Genomic DNA, 21,930 nt, shown 5'->3' with positions numbered 1-21,930 from the left:
ACACCGCTGAACGGCCCGTCAGAACGGCCGGTACGACCAAATTCGGAGGACTACATGATCAGAACGACACGCGTCGCCCTTGCCGGCATCACCTTCCTTGCACTGACGGCGGCGCCGGCCCTTGCCCAGTCCCAGGACGGGACGCCGGCCGAGGGCAGCGACGCGAAGCCGGCGGTGGAATCGACGGCCGGCGCGCCGACGCCGACCGAGCCGGCGGCGACCGAAACCCCCGAAGCCCCGGCCGCCTCGGGCGGCGAGGCCAGCGACGCAACCGCGTCCGGCGCGCCGGGTGGCTCTGCCGTCACCGACGAGGAGGCGAAGCGCGCTCCCGTCGCGCCGAGCAACGAGGTCGGCGAGAAGTTCGAGCTGCCGCGGGTGTCGGACGACAACCAGGTCGAGATGATCGCCGGTCTCTGCGGCGTCCAGATGAAGCAGATGAGCCCGGCCGCCTGCACCTGCCTCGGCGAGGCCGCGATGGAGGATCTGTCGGCGCCGCAGCGCGACTATCTGATCGCCAGCGTCGTGGCGCCGCCGGTGGCCGAGCGCATGCTGGGCGACGGCCGCGTCGGCGAGCCCGACCAGAAGGAAATCTTCGCCTTCCTGCAGGCGACGTCGGAGAGCTGCGCCGCCGAGACCGGTGCGGCGGGCCAGGATAACAATGCTCCCGCGACGGCTCCGGCCGAGGCCACGCCCGGCACCGGGGACGACGCGGCCAAGCCAGCGAAGTAACTTACGTCGTCAGACGGATCGGAGAAGGGCGGTGCCATGTCGGCGCCGCCCTTTGTCGTTTCAGGCAGGCGCGGTGCGTCAGCGCGCCAGCCAGCCGCCATCCACCGGCAGCACGGCGCCGTGCACGTAGCGTGCGGCGTCGGAGGCAAGGAACACCGCCGCGCCGCCGATGTCGGAGGCTTCGCCCCAGCGCCCTGCCGGAATTCGCCCGAGGATCGCGGCGGAGCGGTCCGGGTCCTCGCGCAGCGCCTCGGTGTTGTTGCTGACGATGTAGCCCGGGGCGATGGCGTTGACGTTGACGTTGCGCGCGGCCCATTCGCAGGCGAGCAGCCTGGTCAGGCCGCAGATGCCATGCTTGGAGGCGGTGTAGCTCGCCACCCGGATGCCGCCCTGGAAGGACAGGACGGAGGCGATGTTGACGATCGCCGCGTGGCGGTCGTCGGCCATGGCCGCCTTGCCGAAGGCCTGGGAGAGGAAGAAGGCGGTCTTCAGATTGAGGTCGAGGACATCGTCCCAGTCGGCCTCGCTGAAATCGACAGCGTCGGCCCGCCGGATGATGCCGGCATTGTTGACGAGGATGTCGAAGGGGCCGTCCTGGCGCGCCGCGGCCTCGTAGAGCTCCACGGCGGCCGTCTTGTCGGACAGGTCGGCGAGATGTTCGCTGCCGCTGCCGCCAGCGGCCGTGATCATCTCCAGCGTCTCGGTCATGGGCGAGCGCCCGGCGCAGGCGACCGTCGCGCCGGCCCCCGCCAGCGCCACGGCGATGCCCTGGCCGATGCCGGTATTGGCGCCGGTGACGAAGGCGCGCTTGCCGGTCAGGTCGAAGCCCGAACTCATCGCAGGTCTCCCATCTCCACCATGTCCACGTCCTTGTAGTCGACATTGTCGCCGGCCATCGCCCAGATGAAGGTGTAGGACGCCGTGCCCGCGCCGCTGTGGATCGACCAGGGCGGCGACAGGACGGCCTGCTCGTTCTTCACCACCAGGTGCCGGGTCTCGGACGGCTCGCCCATCATGTGGAAGACGCGGGCATCCTCGGGCAGGTCGAAATACAGATAGGCCTCGGAGCGGCGGTCGTGGACATGGGCCGGCATGGTGTTCCAGACCGAGCCGCCGTGCAGCGTGGTCATGCCGGCGACGAGCTGGCAGCTCTCCATGACGTCGGGATGGACGAACTGGAAGATCGAGCGGTCGTTGGAGGTGGCGGCGGCGCCGAGATCGACGCGCTTGGCGGCATCGATCGTCACCAGCTTGGTGTCGAAATGGCGATGGGCGGGGGCGCTGAGAATGTAGAAGCGCGCCGCCGCGCCGGAGAAGGTCAGCGGGCCGTCGCCAAGGCCGACATAGAGCATGTCGCGATGGTTGAGTTCATGGCTGCCGCTGCCGGTGCCCACCGTGCCGGTCTCGCCGATATTGACAATCACCGCCTCGCGGCGGTCGAGAAAGCCGGGCGTGCCGGTCTCCTTGGCACTGTCGAGCACGAGGTCGCCGGCGGACGGCACGGCGCCGCCGACGATCATCCGGTCGTAATGGCTGTAGACCAAATTGATCTCGCCCGGCACGAAGGGCTGCTCGATCAGGAATTCGGCGCGCAGCTGCGCGGTGTCGAAGGTGCGGGCGTGACGCGGGTCGATCGCCTGTCGTGTCTCGATCGTCATGGGATGTCTCCGTTCTGGACATGGCTCCGCCGTCGCCCCGGACGCGAGCCCGGCACGGGACAGAAACGGTGGTGTCTTAGCCGGCTTAGAGGAAGTCTTCGCGAGCCGGGGTGAAGATGTCGATCAGCGTGCCGCCAGTCGCCGAAAAGCAGGAATGCACGGCGTTGGACGGGACCACGAGGCTGTCGCCCGCGGTCACGCGCCGGGTCCTGCCGGCGATGGTGAAGTCGAAGACGCCCTGCCGGACATAGGTCGCCTGGAGATGCGGATGGGAATGGGCGGGGCCGCAGCCGCCCGGCTGGAACTCCACCTCGACGACCATCATCTCCGGCGAATGGGTCAGGATCCGGCGCCGCGTACTGGCGTCGACCTGGGTCCAGTCGCCCGGTGTCTCAACGATCGTGCTCATGGTCTGTCTCCTTGCGGTGCCTCAAGCGCAGGCGCCTAGCGGGGCGAATGGGCGGTACGTGCCACGGTGGCCGCGGCGCCGTCGGTGAGCAATGCGGCGAGGGCCGCGGTCACGGCGCGCCGGAATTCGGGATGGTCGCGCAGATCGGCGCCGAAGACGTCGCCGATGCCGAGATAGGCCGCGGCCAGCCGCTCCGGATCGCGGCCGGCCTCCTCGCCGATGGTCCGCAGCCGGTCGGCCAGCGGGTCCCTGACGTCGATCGGCGCGCCGGCCTCGTCGGTGCCGGTGACGTAGCGCATCCAGGCCGCGACGCCGAGCGCCAGGCGCTCGAAGGGCGCCCCGGCGGCAATGCGGTCGCGGACCGTGCCGAGCAGGCGCTGGGGCAGCTTCTGCGAGCCGTCCATGGCGATCTGCCAGGTGCGGTGCTGCAGGGCCGGATTGTGGAAGCGCGCCAGCAGCGCCTCGCGGTAGCCGCCGAGATCGGTGCCGGGCATCTGCAGCGTCGGCATCACCTCCTCGGTCATCAGGCCGCGCACCAGCGCCTCATAGGCCGGGTCGGCGATCGCCTGCGCCACGGTCTGGTAGCCGCCGAGATAGCCGAGATAGGCCAGGGTCGAATGGGCGCCGTTGAGCATGCGCAGCTTCATGCGCTCGTGGCCCTCGACATCGGACACCATCTCGGCGCCGACGGCGGCGAAGTCGGGCCGGCCGGTCGGGAAGCGGTCCTCGATGACCCACTGGCCGAAGGGTTCGCTGACCACCGGCCAGGCATCCTCGACGCCCAGCGCCGCGGTGATCTCGGCGATGTCGCCATCGCTGGTGGCCGGCACGATGCGGTCGACCATGGTGCCGGCGAAGGCGACGTCGTTCTCGACGAAACGCGCGAGGTCACCGCCGATCAGGGTGGCATATTGCGAAACGATGCGATGGGTGGTCTCGCCGTTGGACGGAAGATTGTCGCAGGGCATCACCGTGAAGGGCACGATGTTCGCCTCGCGCCGGCGTCGCAGCGCTTCGGCGATCAGCCCCGGCGCCGTGGTCGGCGCGCGCGGGTTTTCGAGATCCGCAACGATGTCGGGATGGGCGGCATTGAGGTCGCCGGTCGCCGGATCGTGGCAATAGCCCTTCTCGGTGATGGTCAGCGACACGATGCGCACCGCCGGATCGCACATCTGCGCCAAAAGGGCTTCGGGGTCCTGCGGCGCGACATGGATCGCCTTCAGCGACCCGATGACCCGCAGCTGCGCGCCCTCGCCGGAGCGGAAGGCGACGGTGAAGAGATTGTCCTGGGGCGCCAAGGCATCGCGCATGTCGGCCCGGCGCAGCGACGCGCCGGCGATGGCCCATTGCGGATCGGTGGCGAGGATGTCGTCGAGATAGACGGCCTGATGGGCGCGGTGGAACGCGCCGACCCCCAGATGGACGATGCCGGTGGTGGTCCGGCTCGGATCGTAGGCCGGCCGGCGGACGGCCTGGGGCAGGGACGGGAGGGTCGAAAGCGACAGTCTTTGCATCATGCTCACTTGAACAGCGACGGCAGCCAGAGCGACACCGCCGGGACGTAGGTCACGAAGCCGAGCACGAGGAGCGCGGCGCCGTAGAAGGGCCAGATGGTGCGCATCGCCTGCCAGACCGAGATCCGGCCGATGGCGCAGCCGACGAAGAGCACGGCGCCGACCGGCGGGGTGCACAGGCCGATGCCGAGATTGAGCACCATGATCACACCGAACTGCACCGGGTCGACCCCATAGGCGGTCACGACCGGCAGGAAGATCGGCGTCGTGATGATGATCAGCGGCGACATGTCCATGAAGGTGCCGAGGCCGAGCAGCATGATGTTGACCATCAACAGGATGACGATCGGGTTGTCGGAGACGCTCTTCATGAAGGCGACGAGCTCGGCCGGCACGCGCAGATAGGCGAGCAGCCAGCCGAAGGCGGCGGCGGCGCCGATGATCAGCAGCACCATGGCGGTGGTGCGCACGGCGCCCAGCGTCGCCTCGACGAAGGAGGCGAAGCTCAGCGTGCGGTAGCACACGATGGTGGCGAGCACCGCGTAGACCACGGCGACGCAGGAGCTCTCGGTGGCGGTGAAGATGCCCGAGCGCACGCCGCCGAAGATGATGGCGATGAGCAGGAGGCCCGGAATGGCGGTGAGGAACAGGACGCCGACGGTGCGAAAGCCCTGGAAGGTCTCGGTCGGATAGCCCTGCCTGATGGCGACGCGCCAGGCAACGAACATCAGGACGCCGGCCAGGAGGACGCCGGGGACGATGCCGGCGGTGAACAGGTCGGCGATGGAGATCGAGCCGCCGGCCGAGATCGAATAGATGATCATGTTGTGGGACGGCGGCATCAAGAGCGCGATGATCGACGAGACGACGGTGATGTTGACCGCGTAGTCGGCGCTGTAGCCACGCTTTTCCATCTGCGGGACCATCAGGCCGCCGATCGCCGAGGCGTCGGCGACGGCCGAGCCGGAGACGCCGCCGAACAGGGTGGAGGCGGCGACATTGACCTGGCCGAGGCCGCCGCGGGCATGGCCGACCAACGAGCCGGCGAAGGCCACCAGCCGCGAGGCGATGCCGCCGCGCACCATCAGGTCGCCGGCATAGATGAAGAAGGGAATGGCGAGCAGCGCGTAGACGCTGAGGCCGGAATTGAGCCGCTGGAAGACGATCAGCGGCGGGATGCCCATGTAGATCACCGTCGCCAGCGACGCGATGCCGAGGCAGAAGGCGATCGGCGTGCCGATCAGGAGGAGGAAGACAAAGCTTCCGAAGAGGATGAATAGATCCATGGTCGGGCTCAGTCCGAAATCGCGAAGGCGTTGGCATTCTCGAGCCCGCTGAAGCGGCGCAGGATGCGGTTGGCCGTGAAGAGGATGGACAGGACGGCCCCGACGATCAGCGGCATGAAGGTGGTGCCGCCGGGAAGGCCGAGGGTCGGGATGGTGGTGTTCCAGGTGCCGGCCATCAGCTCGGTGCCGTAGACCATCATCGCCAGCGAGAAGCCGAGGACGGCGAGGTCCGAGATGGTGCGCAGGGCCTTCTTGCCGTTGTCCGGCACGACATAGACGAGGACGTCGAAGCCGAGATGGTAGCCCTCGTGGATGCCGACGCTGGCGCCCAGGAAGATGAACCAGCCCATGAGCTGCACGGAGGTGGATTCGGTCCAGCTCGGGCTGTCGTTCAGCACGTAGCGGGCGAAGACCTGCCAGAAGATGATCAGGGTCATGGTGACGAGACCGATGCCCGCGCCCCAGAGCGCGGTCCGCGCCAGCCGGCGCACGAACGGTTCGATCGTCAGGAGAAAGTGACGCATGGAGCGGGGTCAACCTGCGACGGGAACGGCCGGGGCGAGCCGGCGGGACGCTCGCCCGCTGCCGTTTCGGCGGGACGCAGCGAAGACAGGATCGGGACCGGCGGCGGCCTTGCGCCGCCGGTCCCGCGAAGGCTGCTACTCGGACGCCTGGATGCGGGCGACGAGGTCCTTCAGCTTGTCGTTGGTCACGTATTTCTCGTAGACCGGCTTCATCGCGTCGATGAAGGGCTGCTTGTCGATGTCCTTGACGACCTCGACGCCGGCCTCGCGGACCATCTTCTCCGATTCCGCCTCGCGGGCCTGCCACAGCTCGCGCATCTTGGTGACGCTCTCCTTGGCGGCGGCGCGGACGATCTCCTGGTCCTCCGGCGAGAGCTTCTCCCAGCTCTTCTTGGACATGACGAGGACTTCCGGCACGATCAGGTGCTCGTCGAGCGTGTAGTGCTTGGCGACCTCGAAATGCTTGGAGGATTCGAAGCTCGGCCAGTTGTTCTCGGCGCCCTCGATGACGCCGGTCTGGATCGAGGAATAGACCTCGCCATAGGGCATCGGGGTGGCGTTGCCGCCGAGCGCGTTGACCATGTCGACGAAGATGTCGGACTGCATGACCCGGAACTTCAGGCCCTTCAGGTCCTCCATCGACTTGATGGGCTTCTCGCTGTTGTAGAAGGAGCGGGCGCCGCCGTCGTAATAGGCGAGGCCGATCAAATCATGGGGCTCGAAGGCCGCCAGGATCTCTTCGCCGATCGGGCCGTCCATCACCTTGTGCATGTGGTCGATGGACCGGAAGATGTAGGGCAGCGAGACGACCTGGGTCTCCTCGACGATGTTGTTGAAGGGTCCCATGGAGACGCGGTTCAGGTCGATGACGCCGAACTGGGTCTGCTCGATCGTGTCCTTCTCCTCGCCGAGCTGGGCCGAGTGATAGACCTCGATGCCGATGCGGCCGTCGGTGCGCTCCTTGATGAGCTCGCCCATGTACTTGACCGCCTCGACGGTCGGATAGCCGTCGGGATGGGTGTCCGACGAACGCAGCAGGATCTCCTGCGCCGAGGCGACCGTGGCTGCCCCCGCCAGCATCGTCGCCAGCGCGATCGTCGCGGTGACTTTCCTGAATATGCTCATGCCTGCTTCCTCCCAGAAATGGCGGCGTCAGCCGCCGGTCAAAGCCTGTAGGCCTCCTTGGCCAGGCGATAGGCAAGATCGTGGGCAACCTCGAACGCTTCGTCCTCCACGAGGCGTCCGGTGACCACGAGATCGGCCAGATAGGCGCAGTCCACCCGCCGCGCGACGTCGTGCCGGGCGGGGATCGAGCAGAAGGCGCGGGTGTCGTCGTTGAAGCCGACGGTGTTGTAGAAGCCGGCGGTCTCTGTGACCTGCTCGCGGAACCGCTTCATCCCTTCCGGCGCATCGAAGAACCACCAGGGCGGGCCGAGCTTCAGGCACGGATAGACACCGGCCAGCGGCGCCAGCTCGCGCGAATAGACGGTCTCGTCGAGCGTGAAGAGGATGATCGTCAGGCCGGGCTCCAGCCCGACCGCATCGAGCAGCGGCTTGAGCGCGGTGACGTAATTGGTCGGCTGCGGGATGTCGAAACCCTTGTCGCGGCCGAAGCCGGCGGCGATCCGGTCCGAATGGCTGCGGAAGGAGCCGGCATGGATCTGCATGACCATGCCGTCCTCGACCGACAGCCTCGCCATCTCGGTCAGCATCTGGGCGCGGAAGGTCTCGCGGTCGGCGGCGGAGGCCGATCCGTCGGTGACGCGGGCAAACAGCGCCTCGGCCTCGGCGCGGGGCAGATCGGCGGTGCGCGCCGTCGGATGGCCGTGATCGGTCGCGGTCGCGCCGAAGTCGCGGAAATAGGCGCGGCGGGCACGATGGGCGTCGAGATAGCCGGCATAGCTGGCGACGTCGCAGCCGGTGATCTCGCCGAGACGCGCGAGATTGGCGGCAAATCCCGGGAAGTCGGGATCGATGACCGCATCCGGCCGGTAGGTGGTGATCACCCGTCCGCCCCAGCCGCTGTCGCGGATCGTGCGGTGATGGGCGAGGTCGTCCAGCGCGCTCTCGGTGGTGGCGATCGCCTCGATGTTGAAGCGCTCGAACAACGCCCGTGGCCGGTAGGAATCCTGGGCGAGACGCTCGGAGATGCGGTCGTAGTAGAAGTCGGCGGTCTCGGCCGACAGGCGCCGCTCGATGTCGAACAGGGTCTGGAAGGAATGGTCGAGCCACAGCCGCGTCGGGGTGCCGCGGAACAGGTGATAATGGCTGGCGAAGCGGTGCCAGATGGCCCGGCCGTCGGTCTCGGTCGCGACGCCGTTGGCGTCGGGCACGCCGAGCTCCTCAAGGCTGATGCCCTGCGAGACCAGCATCCGGAAGATGTAGTGATCGGGCGTGACGAAGAGCTGGGCGGGGTCCGGGAAGGGCTGGTTCTCGGCGTACCAGCGCGGATCGGTATGGCCGTGCGGGCTGATGATCGGCAGGTCGGCGACCGTCTGGTAGAGCGCGCGGGCGATGTCGCGCACCCTCGGCGTCGCCGGGAACAGCCGATCCTCGTCCAGTAGCGCCATCCGTTCCTCACCCACGAATTTCATTGCTTGCGAACAAACTGGTATCCTAGTATCCGAATGTCGTCAACAAAGGTCCGCCATGTCTCTCGAAGCCCTTTCCCCGGACGCCACGACCCAGCCCCGGGGCACGATGGCCGACAGCGTCTACACGCAATTGCGCACGGCCATCCTGGAGCTTCGCCTTCTCCCCGGCGTCGGCATTTCGGAGGCCGAGGTCGCTAGGCATCTCGGCGTGTCGCGCCAGCCCGTGCGCGAGGCCTTCGGCCGGCTCGCCCGGACCGGCTATCTGCGCGTGCAGCCGCAGCGGCGGACCGAAGTGGTGAAGATCTCGGTTCAGGAGGTCCGCAACGCCCGCTTCATTCGCGAGGCGCTGGAGGTCGCGGTGGTGCGCGAGGCCTGCCAGCGCGACGTCGGCGAACTGGTCGGCCGGCTGGAGGCCAATCTGGAACTGCAGCGGGCGGCGCAGCTGAAGGACGATCGCCACACCTTCCACCTGGAAGACGACGAATTTCATCGCCTGATCGCGCAGGGCGCCGGATGCGGCTTTGCCTGGCAGCTCATCGACGAGCAGAAGGCGCAGATGGACCGGTTGCGCTTCCTGTCACTGGCCTTCGGCCAGCCGGCGGTCTACGAGGACCACGTGGCGATCTTCGAGGCCATCAAGGCCCGGGATGGCGAGGCGGCCGACCTTGCGATGCGCACGCATCTCGGCCGGATCAACGACCATCTGGTCCGCCTGAGGGTCGAGTTCGACCAGTATTTCGACGACAGCGACGCGGGCTGAGCCGGCGCGCCGTCAGCCAGGACAGGGGCGTCGCAGGGCGCCCGACACGCGACCGGGGTGGGGACGCAACATGCAGGAAACGTGGCGCTGGTTCGGGCCGCAGGATCGCATCCAGCTATCGGAAATCCGCCAGACCGGCGCCCGGGGCATCGTCAATGCCCTGCACGAGATCCCCTATGGCGAGGTCTGGACGGTCGAGGCGATCACCGCGCGAAAGGCGCTGATCGCCGAAGACCCGGCGCTCGGCCTGGAATGGCAGGTCGTGGAAAGCCTGCCGGTGCACGAGCGCATCAAGCTGGGTGACGGCGATCTGGAGCCGCTGTTCGAGACCTATCGCCAGTCGCTGCGCAATCTCGCCGCCTGCGGCATCCGTACCGTCTGCTACAATTTCATGCCGCTCCTCGACTGGACGCGGACCGAACTGGCCGCGCCGGTGGTGGGCGGCGGCACCAGCCTGCGCTTCAACATGCACGAATATGTCGCCTTCGACGTCTTCATGCTGGAGCGCGAGGGCGCGGCCGACGGCGTCGCGCCGCAGACGCTGGCGCGGGCGAAAGCCTGGTTCGAGGCCTCCACGCCGGCCGATCGCGAGCGGCTGCTGACTGCCATCAATGCCGGCCTGCCGGGCGCCTATGCGCGCTACGACGTTGCCGGCCTGCGCGAGATCCTCGGTCGCTATGCCGGCATCACCCGCGACGACGTGCGGGCCAATTACCGGCGTTTCCTCGAAGCGGTGGTGCCGGTGGCCGAAGAGGCCGGCATGCGGCTTTGCGTCCATCCCGACGATCCGCCGCGACCGCTCTTCGGCCTGCCGCGGGTGGTCTCGAATGCCGAGGACATCGCCTTCGTGCTCGATGCCGTGCCGTCGCCGGCCAACGGCCTGACGCTCTGCTCGGGCTCGCTCGGCGCCAATCCGGCCAACGACGTGCCGGCGATCGCCGCACGCTTTGCCGACAAGATCCATTTCGCCCATCTCAGAAACGTCGCCAAGGACGCCGACGGCTCCTTCGAGGAGGCCGATCATCTGGCCGGCGACACCGACATGGTGGCGCTGGTGCGGGTTCTGATGGCCGAGGAGCGCCGTCGCCGGGCCGAGGGCCGGGCCGACGCGGAAATCCCGATGCGACCCGATCACGGCCACGAGCTTCTGTCCGACATCGGTCGCGGCACGCATCCGGGCTATCCGGTCATCGGCCGCATGCGCGGCCTGGCGGAACTGCGCGGCGTCATGGCCGCGGTCGCGACCCTCGACGGCGATGCGGCCGCCCATCGGGTGCCGGCATGAGCGCGGCGACCCGCAGGCGCATCGTCTCCATCGGCGAATGCATGGTGGAGCTGTCCTCGGCCGGCGAGGGGCTCTATCGCAAGGGCTTTGCCGGCGACACCTTCAACACCGCCTGGTACCTGCGGCGCGGGCTCGGCGAGGGCTGGGACGTCGCCTATCACACGGCGCTGGGCACCGACACGACATCGGACGAGATGCTGGCCTTTTTCACCGAGGCGGGGCTTGCGACCGATCTCGTCCGCCGCATCCCCGAGCGGATGCCCGGCCTCTACATGATCCATCTGGACGGCGCCGAACGCAGCTTCTCCTACTGGCGCGACAGCGCCGCGGCCAAGCTGCTGGCGGCCGACCCGGCGCAGCTGGACGCGGCCGCTGCGAGCGGCGACGCCTTCTATTTCTCCGGCATCACCCTGGCGATCCTGTCGCCGGACGATCGCCAGCGCCTGCTCGACATGCTCGGCGCGGCCCGCGCCGCCGGCAAGCTGGTCGCCTTCGATCCGAACATCCGGCCGCGCCTGTGGCCCGAGCCGGATGTGATGCGGGCGGCGATGGAGGCGGGCGCCGCCGTCGCCAGCCTCTGCCTGCCGAGCTTTCCCGACGAGGTCGCGGCCTTCGGTGACGCGTCGCCCGAGGCGACCGCCAGACGGTATCTGGCCTGTGGCACCGGCGAAGTGGTGGTCAAGGACGGCTCCGACCCGGCGCTGGTCGCGACGGAGGGCGGCTTCGAAACCGTGGCTGCGCGCAAGGTCGCCGACGTCATCGACACGACGGGGGCGGGCGACAGCTTCAATGCCGGCTATCTCGCCGCGCGCCTCGACGGCGCCGAACCGCGGCAGGCGGCCGAACGTGGGCACGAGCTGGCCGGCGAAGTCGTTCGCCATTACGGCGCCCTGATCCGTTAACGCGGCCGAAACCCTGCCGGGATTGCGGGGTTCCTGTCGCATCTGCCGCATCGTAAGGTTGCTTCACCCGTTCGGTCGTCCGATGCGGGTGAAGGGAGCCTTGCGATGATCCGCCCTGTGCGTTCGTTCAGAAACCTGGCCCTGCCGGCATTCGCCCTCAGCCTCGTCCTCACCGCCCCGGGAACACCCGCGATAGCGCAGGATGGCGCGTCGCCTTCGCCCGCCAATCTTCTGCCGGCGCCCGTCATGCCGGTGCCGCCGCTTCTGGACCGGCAGCAGGTGGACCGGGCTGTCGATCGCCTCGACGGGGTCGTCGAGGGCGTGATGGAGACGACCGGCGTGCCGGGCGTCGCGGTCGCCGTCGTCTACCGGGACGAAGTGCTCTTCGCCAAGGGCTTCGGCCTGCGCGAAGTCGGCGAGCCGGAGCCGGTGAATACCGACACGGTCTTCCTGCTCGCCTCGTTGTCGAAGCCCATCGCCTCGACCCTCGTCGCGGGGCTCGTTGGCGACGGCCTGTTGGAATGGGACCAGCCGGTGCGCGGCTACGATCCGTCCTTCGCCCTGTCCGATCCCTATGTCAGCGACCATGCGACCTTCACCGATCTGATGTCGCATCGTTCGGGGCTGGCGACGGGGGCGGGCGACCTTCTCGAGGATCTGGGCTTCGACCGGGAGACGATCCTGTCGCGGATCGACCAGCAGCCCCTGGACCCGTTCCGCTCGACCTATCACTACTCCAATCTCGGCTATACCGCCGGTGCGGTCGCCGCCGCCAAGGCCGCCGGCCAACCCTTCGAGGACCTTGCCACGGAGCGGCTGTTCCGGCCGCTCGGCATGACCCGCACGAGCTATCGCAACGCGGACTATGCTGGCCATGACAACCGGGCGAAGATCCATGTGCGGGCCGGCGCGCCGGACGAGGGACGCTGGGAGGCGCGCTACGAACGCGTAGCGGACGCAGAGGCACCGGCCGGCGGTGCCAGCGCCTCGGTCTCGGATATGGCCCGCTTCCTGCGCCTGCAACTCGGCCAGGGTCGTTTCGAGGGCACGACCCTGATCGATGAAAGCGCCCTGGCGACGACCCATCAGCCGCATATGCCCAATCGCCTGCCGGCGGATCCGGCGATCCGCGCCGGCTTCTACGGGCTGGGCTGGAACGTCGGCATCGACGATCAGGGCCGGGTGACGCTCGGCCATTCCGGCGCCTTCAACCTCGGCACCGCGACGGCGATCTCGCTGCTTCCCGGCGAGGAACTCGGCATCGTCGTCCTCACCAATGGCGAGCCGATCGGCGTGCCGGAGGCGATCTGCGCGAGCTTCATGGATATCGTCCAGAACGGCGAGCAGACCGTCGACTGGCTGGGCTTCATCGGCGGCATCTTCGCGGCGCAGCGGGACGCCGAGCTCGAGGCGGCGGAGGTGCCGCCGGCACCTGCCGATGCCGCGGCACCGCGCGATCTCGAGACCTATGCCGGCCGCTACGAAAACAGCTATTACGGCCCGCTCCGCGTCGAGGCGGAGGATGGCGCCCTGTCGATGATCCTCGGTCCGGCGCCAGCGCCGACGCGCTTTGCCCTCACCGCATATGACGGCGACGTCTTCACCTTCGAGACGATCGGCGAGAACGCCATCGGGCCATCGCTCGCGCGGTTCCGCACGGACAACGATGGCCGGGTCGCGGACGTCACGCTGGACTATTACGACCGGGCGGGTCTGGGGATTTTCGTCCGGGACTGAGCCGGTGGATGCGCGGCGCACATGATCTGCGCCGCTCACCGAGGATCGCGCACGGGCGGCGCCGCCGTAGCGGCCGCCCGCAAACGGTCCTGCCTACATGGTCGCGCCGATCTGCCAGGGCACGAATTCGTAGTCGCCGAGACCCTGTGCCTCGGATTTCGACATTTCGCCCGACGCGACGCGCAGCAGCAATTCGTAGATCTCGCGGCCGGCGGCCTCGATCGACAGCCCCTCGGAGACGATCCGGCCGCAATCGACGTCCATGTCCTCGGACAATTTGCGATACATCTCGGTGTTGGTGGCGATCTTGATGGACGGCGACGGCTTGAAGCCGGCGGCCGAACCGCGACCGGTGGTGAAGGCGACGAGGTTGCAGCCCGAGGCGATCTGGCCGGTCACCGAGGCCGGATCGTAGCCGGGCGAATCCATGAAGACGAAGCCGCGCGTATTGACCGGTTCCCCGTAACGAAAGACCCCGTTGAGCGGCGTCGTGCCGCCCTTGGCCGCGGCGCCCAGCGACTTCTCCAGGATGGTGGTCAGACCGCCCTTCTTGTTGCCGGGCGACGGGTTGTTGTCCATCGAGCCCTTGTTGCGCGCGGTATAATCCTCCCACCACTCGATCAGCTTGACCAGCTTGCGGCCGGTCTTCTCGTCCTTGGCGCGGCGGGTCAGAAGATGTTCGGCGCCGTAGATCTCCGGCGTTTCGGCGAGGACGCCGGTGCCGCCCTGGGCGACCAGCAGGTCGCAGGCATAGCCGAGCGCCGGATTGGCGGTGATGCCCGACCAGGCGTCGGAGCCGCCGCACTGGAGCGCGACCATCAGCTCGGAAGCGGGGCAGGGCTCGCGGCGCGCCTCGTTGGCGATCGGCAGCATGGCGCGAACCCGCTCGACGCCGATCTCGACCGTGCGGCGCAGGCCCGCCACGTCCTGGATGTTCATGGCGTGGAACATCGGGCCCTTCTCGATCCCGAAGGCTTCCAGCAGCCAGTCGATCTGGTTCACCTCGCAGCCGAGGCCGACCATCAGCACCCCTGCGACGTTGGGATGGCGGGCATAGCCCCACATGATCCGCTGCAGCGCCTCGAAGCCCTCGCCATCGCCGCCCATGCCGCAGCCGGTGCCGTGGACGAAGGCGGTGACGCCGTCGACATTGGGATAGGCCGCCAGCTCCTCCGGCCCGAAGGCCTCGGCGATCTTGCGGGCCGCCGTCGCCGAGCAGTTGACGGAGGTGATCACCGCGATGGTGTTGCGGGTGCCGACGCGGCCGTCCTTGCGGCGATAGCCCATGAAGGTGTCGCGCTGGTCCTCGGGGACCATGGCGACCGGCCGCAGGTCGGTGGAGAAATCGTAATTGTGGGCCGTGCCGCGGAACTCGACATTCTGGGTGTGGACGTGGCTGCCGGGCGCGATGTCCTCGGCGGCGTAGCCGATGATCTGCGCATATTTGATCACCGGCGTTCCGGCGGGAATGGCCCGGGTGGCGATCTTGTGGCCGCGCGGGACCAGTCCGAGCGTCGTCGTCTCCTCGACCGCGGCGCCGGTTTCCAGCGCCTTCAGCGCCGTGACCACGTTGTCCGAAGGGTCGAGGCGCACCGTATTCGTCGACATGTCTGAACTATCCTCTGTCTCGACCGATCGCATCGACCGGATACCTCGCCGCGCCGCTGCCCGCCTCATTTTGCGTCGCCGCCCTTGCGGCAGCGATCGTCAAGAACGACGATGGGGCCATTGCGCTGTGGGATGCAATCAATATGATCGCCTGAAAACAGTGTATACATTGGGGAGGAACAAGATGAAATACACACAGCATGTACTGGCCCTTTCGGCCGCGACTGCCATTGCGCTCACCGCGCAGCCGGCCTTCGCCCAGACGGCGCTGAAATTCGCCCATGTCTACGAGTCCAGCGAGCCGTATCATACCTGCGCGGTGGAGGCGTCGGACAAGCTGAAGGCGGCGACGGAGGATCGCTATTCCTTCGAGGTGTTCCCGGCGTCCTCGCTCGGCAAGGAAGTCGACATCAACGAAGGCCTCGGCCTCGGCACCGTCGACGTGATCTATACGGGCCAGCTTTTCGCCGGCCGCGCCTACGGCCCGATCGCCATCGGCGGCGCGCCCTTCATGTTCCGTGGCTACGACCACTGGGACGCGTTCCGCAACTCCGATCTCTTCAAGGAACTGGCGGCCGGCTACAACGAGGCGACCGGCAACCACGTCGTCGCCACCACCTATTACGGCCAGCGGCACGTGACGGCGAACAAGCCGATCAACACGCCGGCCGACATGGAGGGCATGAAGATCCGGGTGCCGAATGCCCCGCTCTACATGATGTTCCCGAAGGCGGTGAACGCCAATCCGACGCCGATCGCCTTCGCCGAGGTCTATCTGGCGCTGCAGCAGGGCACGGTGGACGGCCAGGAGAACCCGCTGCCGACCATCCAGGCCAAGAAGTTCTACGAGGTGCAGACGGACATCTCGCTGACCGCCCATATCAACGATGCGCTCCTGACCATCGTCGGCGGCCCGACCTGGGACCAGATGGAGGAGGCCGACCGGACGGCGCTCTCCGATGTTCTGAAGGAAACCGCCGACTGCGCCACCACGCAGGTGCGCGAGAACGAGGCCAAGCTCGCCGAGTGGTTCCGCGAGCAGGGCGTCAACGTTCACGAGGTCGACATCACGCCGTTCCGCGAGGCGACGATGAAGCTGCATAACGGTCCCGACGCCACCTGGGACCAGGAGACCTACGACCGCCTCCAGGCGATCGAATAGTCTCCTTCTCTTCGGAAGTCTCGCCGGGCGCGCTCAGCGCGCCCGGCCTGTCTCCTCGTTCCGGATGCGGTCATGGCGTCACCTGAAATCGAACCCGGCCCGGAAGCGGGCGTACAGCCGCTGGAGCCGAACCCCTTCGCCGACCAGCCCGTCGATCTGTCCGATCTGCGCTGGAGCGACGGCGTGGTCTTCGGCGTCTTCTGGCTTTTGGCCTTCGTGGTCTTCCTGCAGTTCTTCACGCGCTACGTGCTCAACAATTCCCTCGGCTGGACCGAGGAGATCGCGCGCTTCCTGCTGATCGCGGTCACCTTCATCGGCGCGATCATGGCGGCCCGCAAGGAAAGCCACATCGCGGTCGAGCTGTTCTACCGCTATCTGCCGCGGCGGGGACGCTTCGTGGCGCAGATCACCGTCGATGTCATCACGCTGGTCTTTTACGGCGCCATGGGCTGGTTCTGCGTCCAGCTCGCCGGCCGCACGCATCAGAAGATGGTCTCGATCGACGTGCCGAAATCCTCCGTCTACTGGGGCGTTTCGGTCTGCTTCGCGCTGATGACCGTCTACGCGCTCATCGCCCTGATCCGCCATTGGCGCAGCGGCACCAGCCGGCTGATCGACCCGGAACGCTTCGCGCTGACGGGCACCGGCCTTTGATGCCCAGGCGCGCCGCTGCCTCCCATTCCTTCGCATGCGACGCCGGGCCGGTGCGCCCGGCCGGTCGCGGCCTTACCTGTTGTTCGGGGTTTCCATGCTGCTGACGATGCTGTTCGTGCTGCTTCTGGGGATGATCATCCTCGGCGTGCCGGTCGCCATCGCTCTGGCGGGCTCCTCGGCGATCTTCATCCTGGTCGAGGGCCGGGTGCCCGACGTCGTGGTCATCCATCGCATGATCAACGGCGTCGATTCCTTCCCGCTGCTGGCGATCCCCTTCTTCATCCTCGCCGGCAACCTGATGAACGCCGCCGGCATCACCGAGCGGATCTTCGACTTCGCCAAGGCGATCTTCGGCTGGATGCGCGGCGGTCTCGGCCATGTGAATGTCGGCGCCTCGGTGATCTTCGCCGGCATGTCGGGCGCGGCGGTGGCCGATGCCGGCGGCCTCGGCGCCATCGAGATCAAGGCGATGCGCGACGCCAATTACGAGCCGGGCTTCGCGGTCGGCATCACGGCGGCGTCCTCGACCATCGGGCCGATCATTCCGCCGTCCCTGCCGATGGTGATCTACGGCGTCGTCGCCGGCGCCTCGATCGGCCAACTCTTCGCCGCGGGCTTCATTCCGGGCCTGCTGATGGCCGTCTCGCTGATGGCGATGATCGCGATCTATGCCCGCCGCCGCAATTATCCGGTCGACCAGCCGTTCAAGCTGTCGATCCTCGGCTTCACCTTCAAGCGCGCCTTCCTGTCGCTGATGACGCCGGTGATCATCGTCGGCGGCATCCTGACCGGCGCCTTCACGCCGACGGAAGCGGCGATCGCGGCCTGTGCCTGGGCGCTGATCCTCGGCCTCGTGGTCTATCGCACGCTGACGCTGAAGCGGTTCCTGCGGGTCTCCTTCGACACGATCGAGACCACCGCCGTCGTCCTGTTCATCGTCGCCGCGGCGTCGATCTTCGCCTGGATCCTGACCTCCAACCGGGCGCCGGAGCAGTTCGCCGCGCTGATCCTGACGATCTCCGACAATCCGTGGGTCGTCCTGCTTTTGATCAACCTGATCCTGCTGATCGTCGGCTGCTTCATGGAGACCGTGGCGGCGATCACCATCCTGACGCCGGTGCTGCTGCCGATCGCCATGCAGATGGGCGTCGATCCGGTGCATTTTGGGGTGATCATGGTGCTCAACCTGATGATCGGCCTGTTGACCCCGCCGATCGGCATGGTGCTCTACGTCCTGTCGCGGGTATCGGGCATTCCGTTCGAGCGCTGCATGTCGGCGACGGCGCCCTTCCTGGTGCCGCTCTTCGTGGTGCTGTTCCTGATCACCTTCATCCCGGCCCTGACCATGTGGCTGCCGACGCTGATCTATCGCTGAGGCAGGCGTCACCCGGCAACGGCCGCGAGACAACGTCGCAGACACCGGAAAACGGCCGGACTTCAAACGATTTGAAGCCTTTCCGCGCGGTTTCGTCTCTGGTGTTTTGCAGCGCACGCTTTATGTTGCGAACGATTCCAGAAAGGCACCGGATACATCCTCATGGTCGAACTTGCCCTCCCGAAGAACTCCACCATCAATCCCGGCAAGGTGTGGGACAAGCCGGCGGGCGCGACGAATGTGCGCGAGTTCAAGATCTATCGCTGGTCGCCGGACGACGAGGAAAACCCGCGGACCGACACCTATTACGTCGACACCGACGATTGCGGCCCGATGGTTCTCGATGCGCTGTTGTGGATCAAGAACAAGGTCGACTCGACCCTGTCGCTGCGCCGCTCCTGCCGCGAGGGCATTTGCGGCTCCTGCGCCATGAACATCGACGGCTCCAACACGCTGGCCTGCACCAAGGGCATGGACGAGATCCGCGGCGCCGTGAAGGTCTATCCGCTGCCGCACATGCCGGTGATCAAGGACCTGATCCCCGATCTGACGGTGCCCTACACCCAGCTGCGCTCGATCGAGCCGTGGCTGAAGACCGATACGCCCGAGCCCGAGCGCGAATGGCGCCAGAGCCATGAGGACCGCGAGAAGCTCGACGGCCTCTACGAGTGCATCCTGTGCTTCTGCTGCCAGACCTCGTGCCCGTCCTACTGGTGGAATGGCGACCGCTATCTCGGCCCGGCCGTCCTGTTGCAGGCCTATCGCTGGCTGATCGATTCCCGCGACGAGGCGACCGGCGAGCGGCTCGACGATCTGGAAGATCCGTTCAAGCTCTATCGCTGCCACACCATCATGAACTGCACCCAGTCCTGCCCGAAGGGACTGAACCCGGCCAAGGCGATCGCCGAGATCCGCAAGATGATGATCGAACGCCGGGTCTGACCCGGCGGCAGGCGCGGCGATTCGGCAACACCGGCTGGCGGAATCGCCTGCCGGTGTGATTCCCGCACACGCCGCCCCGTTTGCCGACACATTTCGTGACCACGACAGCGCCATGAGCACGTTGTCGATCCGCGGCCGTCTGCCGGCCCTTGCCACCCTTCTGTCCGCTGCCGTCCTGTCCGGCTGTGTCGGCGCACCGGAGATCGAGGAGGTGGTGTCACCCCTCAGCTACGGTCCGAGCCAGGAATGCCTCGCCCGGGCGATGTTCTTCGAATCCAATCGCTCCAGCCGCGAGGGCATGCTCGCCGTCGGCACCGTGGTGATGAACCGCGTCGGCTCGCCGAGCTATCCCGATTCCGTCTGCGACGTGGTCGCCCAGCCCAAGCAGTTCGCGCCCGGCGTGATGACCCGCGACATGGGGGCCGGCAAGGAACTGGCGATGCAGACCGCCCATGAGGTCCTGTCGGGCAAGCGCCACGCCGCCGTCGGCGATGCCAAGTTCTTCCACACGGCGGGCCTGAGCTTCGGCTACGGCAACATGCACTACAAGGTCATTGCCGGCGGCAACGCCTTCTACCAGAAGATCTCGCGCGACCAGCGCAGTGCCGGCTTCCGCATGGCGTCCCAGGCGGAGGTCCGCAAGAATGGCGCCGCCGCGGCCATCGACGAGGTTCGCACCGCCGCCGTTGCGCCGAGCCCCGAACGGGACACGTCGGCCCCGGCCGGGCTGGCGACGGCCACCGCCATGGCGCCGCGCAAGACTACCGGTGACGAGGCCAATCCCTTCCTGACGCTCTGGCAGGGCCTGACCGAACAGCCGGCCCGCGCCGACAGCGGCAAGGGCGGACGCGTTCGTGCGGCGGAGGCCGCCGCGCCGACCCCGGATGTCGCCGATACGGCCACGCTCGACGCCCGCATGCAGGCCTTGCCTGGCGTCCAGACCACCACCGCCGACTGAGTTCGGCCGGCGCGGGGCTCCGCGAAAGCCGCAATCCCCGTTGGTTCTGCCGGCGTCCGATCGTCCGGCCCGCGTGATGGCGGCATTGCGGTCGGCATGGCAGCCATGGCTTCCTATATGGCGGGGCGAGACCGAAGCCGGGACGGGCATCGGTCACAGCCAAGCCGGCAGGAGCCGATGACCGAGACCGTTTCCGCCGCCAATCCGCTTCCGGACCGGATCGGCCCGATCCTCTATGCACGCGGCGGCGATGGCCGGCGCGACCATCTCGCTGCGATCCTCGTCCTGGACGAGGCGGCCGCGGCGCCCGACCTGTTTGCCGCGGGCGAGGCGATGCAGCCGATTGCGCTGGCCACGAGGTTCGGCCGCACGGTCTGGCGCTACGATTTCTCGCTGCCGGCCGGCACCACCAGTTCCTACCGCATCGACGAGACGGACTATGCCGTCGTCAGCCCCGACGGCGGCGCGGCGCGCATCGCCTATGTCTCCTGCAACGGCCAGGAGAACGGGGATCTTACGCGCGACATCGCCGAGCGCGACGCCATGTGGACCCGGCTCACCGCCGAGCACGACCGCGCTCCGTTCTCCCTGATGCTGCAGGGCGGCGACCAGCTCTATGCCGACGACGTCCTCGCCTGTCATCCGGATGTACAGCGCTGGACCAGCCTGAAGCCCGACGAGCGCGGGACCGTACCGCTGACCGAGGAGGCCCGCGCGGCGATCCGGCGCTTCTATTTCGAGCGCTATCTGATCAGCTTCGCCCGGCCCGCCATGGGGGCGATGTCGGCCCATGTGCCGTCCGTGTCGATGTGGGACGACCACGACATCATCGACGGCTGGGGCAGCCATCCGGCGGCGCTCCTGGACAGTCCCGTCGGGCGCGGCCTGTTCGAGGCGGCGCGCGAGATGTTCCTGATCTTCCAGCTGGCGGCGGATGAGGCCGACCTGCCGGCGATCGCGCTGGACCGGCAGGCGCGCAGCCTGGGCGTCGCGGTGCGCTATCCGGGCCTGACGATCCTCGCGCCGGACCTGCGCAGTGAACGCCGCCCCGACCGGGTGATGGGGCCGGTCGGATGGAAGAGCTTCGAAACGGCCTTGGAGACGACGCCGGAGCCGGACCGGATCGTGCTGATGTCCAGCGTGCCGGTGCTCGGGCCGCGGCTGAGCTGGGCCGAGCTCGTCGCCGGCATCGTACCGCGGGTCGCCAAGCTGTCCGACGATCTGCGCGACCAGTGGCAGAGCCGGGCGCATCGGCGCGAATGGATCCGCTGCCTGCAATGCCTGGCCGATCGCGCCGAGCGGGCCGTCGGCGGGCTCGTGGTCGTCTCCGGCGAAATCCATCTGGCGACGCGCGGCGAGATGCGGCTTCTGAACGGGAGTGTGATGCACCAGCTCGTCGCGTCCGGCATTTCCCACCCCGCGCCCGGGCCGGCCTATCCGTTTGCGCTCGGCCTTCTCGCCCGTGTCGGCGAGAGCCCACTGCGCGGCCGGAAGATCCGCTTGCGGCCGCTGCCGTCGCGCCGCGCGACCTATACGAGCGAGCGCAACTACCTCGTCCTGTCGCAGGACGGCATGGACTGGCAGGCCGAATGGGAACTCGAAGACAGCGGCCGGACCCCGAAGCTGGCGGTCTGACCGGTTAAGGCGTCACCGGCGCGAATGCGACATGGCTGTCGCATTCAGTACAGGGCTCGGACGGAAATTCTTCGTTTGGGCTCAGGACGATACGCCAGGGCCCGAAAAGTTCCGCTGTCGTAGAAAGACCCTATTGCTGCCAGAGTCCGTCCTTTTTCTCGTCACAGGAATTGACGAAGGAGGCGGCGTCGCAAACGT

The 21,930-nt window shown here is 67.7% G+C and carries 20 protein-coding genes; 11 read left to right on the top strand and 9 right to left on the bottom strand.

Annotation, left to right across the window (positions count from 1 at the left end):
- Positions 1-54 precede the first annotated feature (54 nt).
- The gene (locus H536_RS0118430) at positions 55-729 is read left to right on the top strand and encodes a hypothetical protein (protein ID WP_024351852.1); all 675 of its coding nucleotides are present in this window, start codon (positions 55-57) and stop codon (positions 727-729) included.
- A gap of 78 nt (positions 730-807) precedes the next feature.
- Here H536_RS0118430 and kduD read toward each other — a convergent pair whose 3' ends face one another.
- From kduD to uxaC, 8 genes are all read right to left on the bottom strand, one after another.
- A complete protein-coding gene (kduD, locus tag H536_RS0118425; RefSeq protein ID WP_024351851.1) occupies positions 808-1,566 on the bottom strand; it encodes a 2-dehydro-3-deoxy-D-gluconate 5-dehydrogenase KduD in 759 nt (252 codons plus the stop codon).
- Complete coding sequence (kduI, locus tag H536_RS0118420; RefSeq protein WP_024351850.1) at positions 1,563-2,387, bottom strand: 5-dehydro-4-deoxy-D-glucuronate isomerase; 825 nt, start codon at positions 2,385-2,387, stop codon at positions 1,563-1,565. Before kduI ends, kduD begins: the two co-directional genes overlap by 4 nt.
- A gap of 85 nt (positions 2,388-2,472) precedes the next feature.
- Positions 2,473-2,796, bottom strand: a complete 324-nt coding sequence (locus tag H536_RS0118415; RefSeq protein ID WP_024351849.1) for a cupin domain-containing protein — start codon at positions 2,794-2,796, stop codon at positions 2,473-2,475.
- A gap of 35 nt (positions 2,797-2,831) precedes the next feature.
- Positions 2,832-4,313 (bottom strand): mannitol dehydrogenase family protein, encoded by a 1,482-nt coding sequence (locus H536_RS0118410; RefSeq protein ID WP_169513642.1) that lies wholly within the window; start codon positions 4,311-4,313, stop codon positions 2,832-2,834.
- 2 nt (positions 4,314-4,315) lie between these two features.
- Positions 4,316-5,596, bottom strand: a complete 1,281-nt coding sequence (locus H536_RS0118405) for a TRAP transporter large permease (RefSeq protein ID WP_024351847.1) — start codon at positions 5,594-5,596, stop codon at positions 4,316-4,318.
- 8 nt (positions 5,597-5,604) lie between these two features.
- Positions 5,605-6,120 (bottom strand): TRAP transporter small permease, encoded by a 516-nt coding sequence (locus H536_RS0118400; RefSeq protein WP_024351846.1) that lies wholly within the window; start codon positions 6,118-6,120, stop codon positions 5,605-5,607.
- 135 nt (positions 6,121-6,255) lie between these two features.
- Complete coding sequence (locus H536_RS0118395; RefSeq protein WP_024351845.1) at positions 6,256-7,245, bottom strand: TRAP transporter substrate-binding protein; 990 nt, start codon at positions 7,243-7,245, stop codon at positions 6,256-6,258.
- Between the two features lie 38 nt (positions 7,246-7,283).
- Positions 7,284-8,690 carry a glucuronate isomerase gene (gene uxaC, locus H536_RS0118390; protein ID WP_024351844.1) on the bottom strand — a complete coding sequence of 469 codons (1,407 nt, stop codon included), beginning with the start codon at positions 8,688-8,690 and terminating at the stop codon, positions 7,284-7,286.
- A gap of 79 nt (positions 8,691-8,769) precedes the next feature.
- Between uxaC and H536_RS0118385 the strand changes: the two genes are divergently transcribed.
- The 4 genes from H536_RS0118385 (at position 8,770) to H536_RS0118370 (ending at position 13,398) form a co-directional block, all read left to right on the top strand.
- Positions 8,770-9,474, top strand: a complete 705-nt coding sequence (locus tag H536_RS0118385; protein ID WP_029703623.1) for a GntR family transcriptional regulator — start codon at positions 8,770-8,772, stop codon at positions 9,472-9,474.
- Between the two features lie 70 nt (positions 9,475-9,544).
- Positions 9,545-10,759: a mannonate dehydratase gene (gene uxuA / locus H536_RS0118380; RefSeq protein WP_024351842.1), complete on the top strand. Its 1,215-nt coding sequence runs from the start codon at positions 9,545-9,547 to the stop codon at positions 10,757-10,759.
- Positions 10,756-11,661, top strand: a complete 906-nt coding sequence (locus H536_RS0118375; protein WP_009207950.1) for a sugar kinase — start codon at positions 10,756-10,758, stop codon at positions 11,659-11,661. Before uxuA ends, H536_RS0118375 begins: the two co-directional genes overlap by 4 nt.
- Positions 11,662-11,766: 105 nt before the next feature.
- Positions 11,767-13,398, top strand: a complete 1,632-nt coding sequence (locus H536_RS0118370; RefSeq protein ID WP_024351841.1) for a serine hydrolase — start codon at positions 11,767-11,769, stop codon at positions 13,396-13,398.
- Between the two features lie 93 nt (positions 13,399-13,491).
- On the opposite strand, the gene H536_RS0118365 is transcribed toward H536_RS0118370, so the two are convergent.
- Positions 13,492-15,006, bottom strand: a complete 1,515-nt coding sequence (locus H536_RS0118365; RefSeq protein WP_024351840.1) for a UxaA family hydrolase — start codon at positions 15,004-15,006, stop codon at positions 13,492-13,494.
- A 184-nt stretch (positions 15,007-15,190) separates the two neighbouring features.
- On the opposite strand from H536_RS0118365, the gene H536_RS0118360 reads away from it, so the two are divergent.
- The 6 genes from H536_RS0118360 (at position 15,191) to H536_RS0118335 (ending at position 21,732) form a co-directional block, all read left to right on the top strand.
- Entirely contained in the window at positions 15,191-16,168 is a 978-nt protein-coding gene (locus tag H536_RS0118360; protein WP_024351839.1) for a sialic acid TRAP transporter substrate-binding protein SiaP, read from the top strand.
- Positions 16,169-16,240: 72 nt separating this feature from the next.
- Entirely contained in the window at positions 16,241-16,822 is a 582-nt protein-coding gene (locus H536_RS0118355; protein WP_024351838.1) for a TRAP transporter small permease, read from the top strand.
- A 94-nt stretch (positions 16,823-16,916) separates the two neighbouring features.
- A complete protein-coding gene (locus H536_RS0118350; protein WP_024351837.1) occupies positions 16,917-18,197 on the top strand; it encodes a TRAP transporter large permease in 1,281 nt (426 codons plus the stop codon).
- 162 nt (positions 18,198-18,359) lie between these two features.
- Complete coding sequence (locus tag H536_RS0118345; protein WP_009207956.1) at positions 18,360-19,139, top strand: succinate dehydrogenase iron-sulfur subunit; 780 nt, start codon at positions 18,360-18,362, stop codon at positions 19,137-19,139.
- Positions 19,140-19,251: 112 nt separating this feature from the next.
- The gene (locus H536_RS23405) at positions 19,252-20,097 is read left to right on the top strand and encodes a cell wall hydrolase (RefSeq protein WP_024351836.1); all 846 of its coding nucleotides are present in this window, start codon (positions 19,252-19,254) and stop codon (positions 20,095-20,097) included.
- A 177-nt stretch (positions 20,098-20,274) separates the two neighbouring features.
- Positions 20,275-21,732 (top strand): alkaline phosphatase D family protein, encoded by a 1,458-nt coding sequence (locus tag H536_RS0118335; protein ID WP_024351835.1) that lies wholly within the window; start codon positions 20,275-20,277, stop codon positions 21,730-21,732.
- Positions 21,733-21,930: the final 198 nt, after the last annotated feature.

Origin of the sequence: Aurantimonas coralicida DSM 14790 (assembly GCF_000421645.1) — a bacterium.
Taxonomy (GTDB): Bacteria; Pseudomonadota; Alphaproteobacteria; order Rhizobiales; family Rhizobiaceae; genus Aurantimonas; species Aurantimonas coralicida.
This window is presented reverse-complemented; position numbering and strand designations above follow the sequence as displayed.

Coding starts and splice junctions, on each gene's coding strand:
- H536_RS0118430 (WP_024351852.1), top strand. CDS start 55: ATGATCAGAACGACACGCGTCGCCCTTGCCGGCATCACCTTCCTTGCA.
- H536_RS0118350 (WP_024351837.1), top strand. CDS start 16,917: ATGCTGCTGACGATGCTGTTCGTGCTGCTTCTGGGGATGATCATCCTC.
- H536_RS0118375 (WP_009207950.1), top strand. CDS start 10,756: ATGAGCGCGGCGACCCGCAGGCGCATCGTCTCCATCGGCGAATGCATG.
- H536_RS0118410 (WP_169513642.1), bottom strand. CDS start 4,313: ATGATGCAAAGACTGTCGCTTTCGACCCTCCCGTCCCTGCCCCAGGCC.
- H536_RS0118365 (WP_024351840.1), bottom strand. CDS start 15,006: ATGTCGACGAATACGGTGCGCCTCGACCCTTCGGACAACGTGGTCACG.
- H536_RS0118385 (WP_029703623.1), top strand. CDS start 8,770: ATGTCTCTCGAAGCCCTTTCCCCGGACGCCACGACCCAGCCCCGGGGC.
- uxaC (WP_024351844.1), bottom strand. CDS start 8,690: ATGGCGCTACTGGACGAGGATCGGCTGTTCCCGGCGACGCCGAGGGTG.
- H536_RS0118345 (WP_009207956.1), top strand. CDS start 18,360: ATGGTCGAACTTGCCCTCCCGAAGAACTCCACCATCAATCCCGGCAAG.
- H536_RS0118355 (WP_024351838.1), top strand. CDS start 16,241: ATGGCGTCACCTGAAATCGAACCCGGCCCGGAAGCGGGCGTACAGCCG.
- H536_RS23405 (WP_024351836.1), top strand. CDS start 19,252: ATGAGCACGTTGTCGATCCGCGGCCGTCTGCCGGCCCTTGCCACCCTT.
- kduD (WP_024351851.1), bottom strand. CDS start 1,566: ATGAGTTCGGGCTTCGACCTGACCGGCAAGCGCGCCTTCGTCACCGGC.
- H536_RS0118395 (WP_024351845.1), bottom strand. CDS start 7,245: ATGAGCATATTCAGGAAAGTCACCGCGACGATCGCGCTGGCGACGATG.
- uxuA (WP_024351842.1), top strand. CDS start 9,545: ATGCAGGAAACGTGGCGCTGGTTCGGGCCGCAGGATCGCATCCAGCTA.
- H536_RS0118370 (WP_024351841.1), top strand. CDS start 11,767: ATGATCCGCCCTGTGCGTTCGTTCAGAAACCTGGCCCTGCCGGCATTC.
- H536_RS0118415 (WP_024351849.1), bottom strand. CDS start 2,796: ATGAGCACGATCGTTGAGACACCGGGCGACTGGACCCAGGTCGACGCC.
- kduI (WP_024351850.1), bottom strand. CDS start 2,387: ATGACGATCGAGACACGACAGGCGATCGACCCGCGTCACGCCCGCACC.
- H536_RS0118360 (WP_024351839.1), top strand. CDS start 15,191: ATGAAATACACACAGCATGTACTGGCCCTTTCGGCCGCGACTGCCATT.
- H536_RS0118405 (WP_024351847.1), bottom strand. CDS start 5,596: ATGGATCTATTCATCCTCTTCGGAAGCTTTGTCTTCCTCCTCCTGATC.
- H536_RS0118400 (WP_024351846.1), bottom strand. CDS start 6,120: ATGCGTCACTTTCTCCTGACGATCGAACCGTTCGTGCGCCGGCTGGCG.
- H536_RS0118335 (WP_024351835.1), top strand. CDS start 20,275: ATGACCGAGACCGTTTCCGCCGCCAATCCGCTTCCGGACCGGATCGGC.